Genomic DNA, 6,271 nt, shown 5'->3' on the forward strand with positions numbered 1-6,271 from the left:
CCGAACCCTGCCGTCGGCCCCGCGTCGCACGCAAACGCGGCGGCTACTTCTTCACCTCGCCGGTGAAGATGGAGGTCTCCGACTCGTAGTCGGGCGCCACCTCGATCTGGAGGAAACTCTCGCCCTTGGGAAGTTCGCATCCCCACGGCACGGAGAGGGATCGGCCGGCGAGGATGCTGGTGTCGGGCAGTCCGTCGAGTCCGTCGTCGTAGATGGCCTCGCCCTCCTTGCCTTCGTCGCCGTAGGCGCAGTTGACCGTCATCATGCTCGCGTCGACCTTCTTGTCGGACCGGTTGACGATCTTGATCGTGAACTTGGCGTACGGGGTGTTCTCGGGCGCCGCGTAGTCGCTGGAGACGGCGCGGGAGAACTTGGAGAGGCTGACCTCCACGTCGTTGTCGTAGACGATCGTGTCGTCGAACCCGTAGGAGTCCCCGCCCGCTTCCTCCGCTGTCGGTTCCTCGGTGGCCTCGTCGGACCCGGTGTCCGCCACCGTGTCACCGGCGTCGGCCGGGACCGTCCGGGTGACGGTGACGGTCGGTGCCGCCTCGGCCTCGCCGTCGCCGCCGACTCTCGCGGTGACGACGGCGGCGAGGACCGCGGCCACCACCGCGGCCACGGCGGCGACCAGGACCGTGGTGGTTCTCGTCGGGCGCTGAGGCGGCTGCGGCGGCGGCAGATAGCCGGGCGCGGGCGGCGGAGTGTAGCCCGGCATGGGCGGCGGAGTGTTTTCGTGGCTCATGGTCCCCCCAGGGATGTGCAGTTGAGTGCTCAATGATCACCCGCGGGGGCACTTATGTGGAATTCTCGTAATGAAACTGTGCTGACGGCGCGATCGGCTACTCCGTGCGCAATGCCGTCGCCGTGCGGGCCTTGGCCGCCCAGCCCGCCGGAAGCAGCGCGCCCAGCACGGCGATGCCGACCCCGGCCAGACCCAGCAGGACCAGTTCGACAGCGTCGTACACCTCCAGGACCGACGGCGGCAGCCCGGTGCCCGCGGCCTCCGCCATCTCCGGCAGCACGAAGCCGTGCAGGGCGAATCCGGCCGGCACCCCGACGAGTCCGCCGAAGACGCCGATCCCGGCCACGGAGGCGAGCACGAGGCTCACGGTCTGCCGCGGCGTCATACCGAGCGCCTTGCACACACCCAGGTCATGGACGCGCTCCCGGGTGTCGAGGACCACGGAGTTGAGGACCCCGAGTCCTGCCACGGAGATGAGCATGAGGGTGAGGAGCGCGGCCATCGCGTTCAGGACGATGAGGAGGTTGTCCTGCTCGGAGAGGGAGTTGGCGAAGGCGTCGGCGCCCAGCGGCTCCACTGCCGTGGCGAGTGCCTCGGCGTACTCGGTCGGGGAGACGCCGTCCTTCACATCGACCCGGAACTCGGTGGGCGCGGCGGCCGGGAAGTCGGCGATGTCCGCGTGGATCTCCAGCGTGTCGTCAGAGGTGTCGAAGGCCTCGCCCACGATCCGCAGGGTGGCCGTGTCCTTGCCCGCGGTCACCCGCACCGTGTCGCCGATCTCGGTGCCGGTGGTCTCCAGGAAGTGGGAGGAGACGATGACCTGGCCGGGGCCGGTGATCCAGTGGCCGGAGATCATCGCGTAGCTGCCGGAGCTCGAGTCACCGTCGTAGAGGGTGACCCGGACCGTGCCGGAGACTCCGGGCACGGTGGCTTCCTCCTGGGCCACGCCGTAGTACAAGGCAGTGCCCGGCTGTGCCTTGATGGCGGCGCTCACCTTCGCCGGGTCGGCCGGCTCGGGGGTGGGGGTGTTCGGCGCGGGGACGCGTTGGCCCTTGCCGATGGCGGGACCGCCCGCGAAGACGCTCACGTCGTTGCGGCTCTCGGGGTCCCCGGCCGCCGCCACCTCGTTCAGCGACGAGGTCAGCCCCAGCGCGAAGGTCGCCGCGACCGTGCCGAAGGCCACGGCGAGGAGCATCGCGAGGGTACGGACCGGGTGGGCGAAGGGGCTCGCCAGACCGTAGGTCACCGCGCGCGGCAGCGGCAGCCTGCCCGCCGCCCGGTGCGCCCACTGGCCGCGTCCCGTCCGTGGCGCCCGGCCGACGGCGATGGCCTCCACGGTCCGCAGCCGTCCGGCCCGCAGCGCGGGGACCAGCGCCGCGATCCCGACGACGAGGAAGGCGACGACCGCCACCAGGACGTCCACCCACCAGGCGACCGTGAGCGAGACCGTGCCGTAGACCGTCTCGGTGTCCTCCAGGAGCGGCAGGGCCATGAGGTTGCCCAGGACGACGCCCAGCGCGATACCGGCGCCGGCCGGCAGGAGCGCCTGGGCGACGTAGGCGCGGACGACTTCGCGCGGGGTGAAGCCGATGGCCTTGAGGATGCCGATCCTGCGCAGGCTGGTCCCGACCGCCCCGCTGATGACGCTGCCGACGATGATCACCGACATGACGATGCCGAGCACGCCGAACGCGATGAGGAACGGGATCGTCGGAGCGGCGTTCTGGTCGGCGGCCCGCTTGGTGTCCAGGTAGGACTGGCTGCCGAGGAGCGCACCTGACGGCACGGCGGCCGCGAGCTTCCTCCGGTCCTCGGCGATCTGGCTCGTGGTGCCGGCGGAGTCGAAGCGGTAGAGCATCTGGCTCGTGACCGGGGTGTCCTTCGACCCGAGTGCCCGTACCTGGGCGGGGGTCGCCCAGGCGTCGGCGGTCTTGCCGACGGACAGCGCGAATCCGACGATGGTGAGCGTCGGGCTGTTGTCGGCGTCCGAGGCCTCGAGGGTGGAGCCCAACGTGAAGGCGGGGCCCTCGAACGACTCCGAGAGCGCGATCTCACCGGCCTTCGTCGGCCACCGGCCCGACTTGAGGTCCAGCCGCTCCACGTCGCTGTCCGGGTCGGACCGGCCGACCAGCGTCATCGCCGGTGTCTGCCTCCCCTGGTCGTCCACCCCGTGGATCGTCGTGGAGGGGTAGGGCCCCGCGGTCCCGGTGACGCCGTCCAGCGTGCCCGTGGCCGTCAGCTGGGCCGTGCTCACCTTGGCCGGGTCGAACTCCGCGGTGAGATGGGCTCCGTTCTGCCGGGAGAAGGCGCGGTCGAAGGGGGCGTTGGTGGCGACCATGAGCGAGCCGGCGACCACCGCCGAGGCCACGGCCATCATCGTGGCCAGGGCGATCACCACGGTCTGCACCCGGCGCCGGCCGACCCCGGACCGTACGACCCGGCCGAGGGCGCTCATCGCACGGCCTCCGTCCGGGTGTCGAGGGCGAGGTGGCCGTCGACCAGGTGGATCGTGCGGCTCGCGCACGCCTCGGCGAGGGCCGGGTCATGGGTGACGAGCACGATGGTCTGCCCGCCGCGGTGCAGGTCGACCAGCAGCTCCCGGACGTCCGCGCCCGAGGCGCTGTCCAGGGCACCGGTCGGCTCGTCGGCGAGCAGCAGCGCCGGCCGGTTGACCAACGCCCTGGCCACCGCGACACGTTGGCGCTCACCGCCGGAGAGCCGGCCGGGGTAGGCGCGGGCGTGCTTCTGGATGCCCAGCACCTCCATGAGCTCCCCGGCCCGGGCGGCCGCCTTGCGCCGGGAGGTGCCGGTCAGCTGGGCGGGCAGCTGGATGTTGTCGGCGACGGTGAGGTCGTCGAGAAGGTTGAAGAACTGGAAGACCATGCCGATCTGTTCGCGGCGGAACCGGGCCAGCGCGTGCTCGCCCATCCGGTCGACCCGCTGTCCGGCCACGGTCACGGTGCCCGTGGTGGGCTTGTCGAGGCCCGCGACGAGGTTCAGCAGGGTGGACTTGCCGCTGCCGGAGGGGCCGGTGACGGCGAGGGCCTCGCCCTGGGCGACACCGAGGTCGATCGGTCCGAGCGCGGGTGCGCCGGCACTGTCGTAGCGCTTTGCCACGCCCGTCAGTTCGATCACATGAGTCATGGAGTCGGTCCTCGCGTCGAAGGGGTTCAGGCTCAGCGAAGGTAGGGGCGCGGGCTCCGGCGCCGCGTCGCCCGGGGCACCGACATGGGGCCCTTCCCGCGGAGGACCCGATCGCGGGGTCATCCCTGCGACGTACGCCAGGAGGACGGTTCGTCGGCCTCACAGGCGGACGCGTCCGCGTCGGCGCGGGCCGCACAATGTGCCGATGGAGACCGTGAACCGTTGGCTGCGCCAGATGCGCGCCGCCGTGCGTCCGGAGCCGAGGCGTACCCCGCTGTCGCGGCGTGCGCTCGGTGCCGACGTCGTGCTGGCGGTGCTGCTGACCGCGGTCGCGCTGGTCGTGGCGGCGCGCTATCCCGGCGACGGGCCGGCCAGCCTGGGCAACGTGAGGTACGGGGCCCCGGACGCGCCCCCTCCTCCCGTGCCACCGGAACCGCGGTTCATACCGGAAGAGGAGTACTCCACGTCCTGGCCGCTGATCGTCCTGTCGGCGCTGCCACTTGCCGTCCGGCGCAGGTTCCCGCTCGCCGCGTTCGCGGTGCTGATGACCGCGGTGCTGGCCATCGGCGACGACGCCTCCTGGATCAACGTGCTGACCTGTGTCATCGCCGCGTACAGCGCCGTCATGCACAGTCGGCACCGGACGGTGGCGACGGCGGCGATGGTCTTCGCGGCGGTGCTGGCCGGCTTCGCCTTTCGGGAGACGGAGCCCATCCTGCCGGGGTGGTCGAGCCCCGCGGTGGTCCTGCTGATCGCGGGGGTGACGGCCGGTCTCGTCCGCTACTGGCGACGGCGTCTGTCGGCCGACCGCGAGCGGCTCGCGCAGTTCCAGCGGGACCAGGAGCAGGCGATGCACCGGGCCGTGGAGGAGGAACGGGCCCGCATAGCCGCCGAGTTGCACGACGTCGTGACCCACAATGTGAGCGTGATGGTCATTCAGGCGGGGGCGGCGCGCAAGGTGATGGACGTGGCGCCGCAGCGGTCGAAGGAGGCGCTGCTGGCGGTCGAGGCGGGCGGCCGGGCCGCGATGGCCGAACTGCGCCATGTGATGGGCCTGTTGGCCGCCCCGGACGCGGAGCAGCCCGATGCCCTGGAACCCCAGCCCGGTCTCGCGCAGCTCGACGCGTTGATCGTGCGGGTGCGCGGCGCCGGGACTCCGGTGGGTGTCGCGGTCTCGCTCCCGCCGGATCCGCTGCCGCCCGGGATCGATCTGACGGCGTACCGCGTCGTGCAGGAGGCGCTGACCAACACGATCAAGCACGCGCCGGGCGCGGAAGCCTCGGTCGTGATCGGTTACGCCGAGGAGGTCCTCCAGATCGAGATCATCGACACCGGAGCCGTCCGTGACGCTCCGCCGCCGGAGGGGAACGGCCGCGGGCTGATCGGGCTGCGGGAGCGACTCGCGGTCTACGGCGGCGAGTTGACCGCCGGCCCGACCCTCGCCGGCGGCTACCGCGTCAAGGCCCTCATCCCGTGGCGGACGGCATGAGCGGGCCGGAGCTGCGCGCCGTCATCGCCGACGACCAGGCCCTCGTACGGACCGGCTTCGGGATGATCCTCGCCGCGGACGGCATCGAGGTGACCGCCGAGGCCGCCGACGGAGCGGAGGCGGTCGACGCGGTCCGCCGGACCCGGCCGGACGTGGTCCTCATGGACATCCGGATGCCGGGGATGGACGGGATCGAGGCGACGCGCCGCATTCTCACGGAGGCGGGCGCGGACGGGCCCCGGGTCATCATCCTCACCACGTACGACCTCGACCACTACGTGTACGCCGCGCTCACCGCCGGCGCCAGCGGCTTCCTGCTCAAGGACGTCACCCCGGAGCATCTGGTGGCCTCCGTACGCCTGGTGCAGTCCGGGGACGCCCTGCTCGCGCCGGCGATCACCCGCCGGCTCATCGAGCGCTTCGCGCACCGCGAGGAGGCCCGCCCGGCTCCCGGACCGCACCGTGACCTCTCCGACCTGACACCCCGCGAGACGGAGGTGCTCCGGCTGCTGGCGACGGGGCTGAGCAACGCCGAGCTCGCCGAACGGCTCTTCCTCAGCCCGACCACGGTCAAGACCCACGTCGGCCGCATCCTGTCGAAGCTGGATCTGCGCGACCGGGTCCAGGCGGTCGTCCTGGCGTACGAGACCGGGCTGATCACCCCGGGCGGAACGGACTGAAAACCGCAGGACATCCCCGGCACCGCCGGTTACCGTTGATCCATGGAGGTCATCGAGCACACCCACACCGCAGCCGCGCGAGCGACCAGCTCCCCGGCTGCCGACGCCTGACCTCACCCCTCCCCCCCATTACCTTCTTCGTGGCCCCGCAATGGGGCGCCCGGCCTCCGGAGTTGGCATGACTTTCTCCCCCTGTCGAACGCATGGCCTGGGGGG

At 71.9% G+C, this 6,271-nt stretch carries 5 protein-coding genes; 2 read left to right on the forward strand and 3 right to left on the reverse strand.

Features of this window, described 5'->3' with window-relative positions; all coding sequences use genetic code 11:
* Window positions 1-43: 43 nt before the first annotated feature.
* From ACIOHP_RS44270 to ACIOHP_RS44280, 3 genes are all read right to left on the reverse strand, one after another.
* Window positions 44-715: a hypothetical protein gene (locus ACIOHP_RS44270; protein WP_401896607.1), complete on the reverse strand. Its 672-nt coding sequence runs from the start codon at window positions 713-715 to the stop codon at window positions 44-46.
* A 124-nt stretch (window positions 716-839) separates the two neighbouring features.
* Entirely contained in the window at window positions 840-3,197 is a 2,358-nt protein-coding gene (locus ACIOHP_RS44275) for an ABC transporter permease (protein ID WP_401896609.1), read from the reverse strand.
* Window positions 3,194-3,886, reverse strand: a complete 693-nt coding sequence (locus ACIOHP_RS44280; protein ID WP_401896611.1) for an ABC transporter ATP-binding protein — start codon at window positions 3,884-3,886, stop codon at window positions 3,194-3,196. The genes ACIOHP_RS44275 and ACIOHP_RS44280 overlap by 4 nt, the downstream gene beginning before the upstream one ends.
* A 205-nt stretch (window positions 3,887-4,091) precedes the next feature.
* On the opposite strand from ACIOHP_RS44280, the gene ACIOHP_RS44285 reads away from it, so the two are divergent.
* Window positions 4,092-5,375, forward strand: coding sequence for a sensor histidine kinase (locus ACIOHP_RS44285; RefSeq protein WP_401896614.1), 1,284 nt, complete (start codon window positions 4,092-4,094; stop codon window positions 5,373-5,375).
* Window positions 5,372-6,055, forward strand: a complete 684-nt coding sequence (locus ACIOHP_RS44290; RefSeq protein ID WP_401896616.1) for a response regulator — start codon at window positions 5,372-5,374, stop codon at window positions 6,053-6,055. Before ACIOHP_RS44285 ends, ACIOHP_RS44290 begins: the two co-directional genes overlap by 4 nt.
* Window positions 6,056-6,271: the final 216 nt, after the last annotated feature.

Origin of the sequence: Streptomyces sp. NPDC087859 (genome assembly GCF_044742595.1) — a bacterium.
GTDB classification, from domain to species: Bacteria; Actinomycetota; Actinomycetes; order Streptomycetales; family Streptomycetaceae; genus Streptomyces; species Streptomyces canus_F.

What these genes read in the sequence shown, in the direction of transcription:
- ACIOHP_RS44280 (WP_401896611.1), bottom strand. Translation starts at nt 3,886, where the DNA reads ATGACTCATGTGATCGAACTGACGGGCGTGGCAAAGCGCTACGACAGT.
- ACIOHP_RS44270 (WP_401896607.1), bottom strand. Translation starts at nt 715, where the DNA reads ATGCCGGGCTACACTCCGCCGCCCGCGCCCGGCTATCTGCCGCCGCCG.
- ACIOHP_RS44275 (WP_401896609.1), bottom strand. Translation starts at nt 3,197, where the DNA reads ATGAGCGCCCTCGGCCGGGTCGTACGGTCCGGGGTCGGCCGGCGCCGG.
- ACIOHP_RS44290 (WP_401896616.1), top strand. Translation starts at nt 5,372, where the DNA reads ATGAGCGGGCCGGAGCTGCGCGCCGTCATCGCCGACGACCAGGCCCTC.
- ACIOHP_RS44285 (WP_401896614.1), top strand. Translation starts at nt 4,092, where the DNA reads ATGGAGACCGTGAACCGTTGGCTGCGCCAGATGCGCGCCGCCGTGCGT.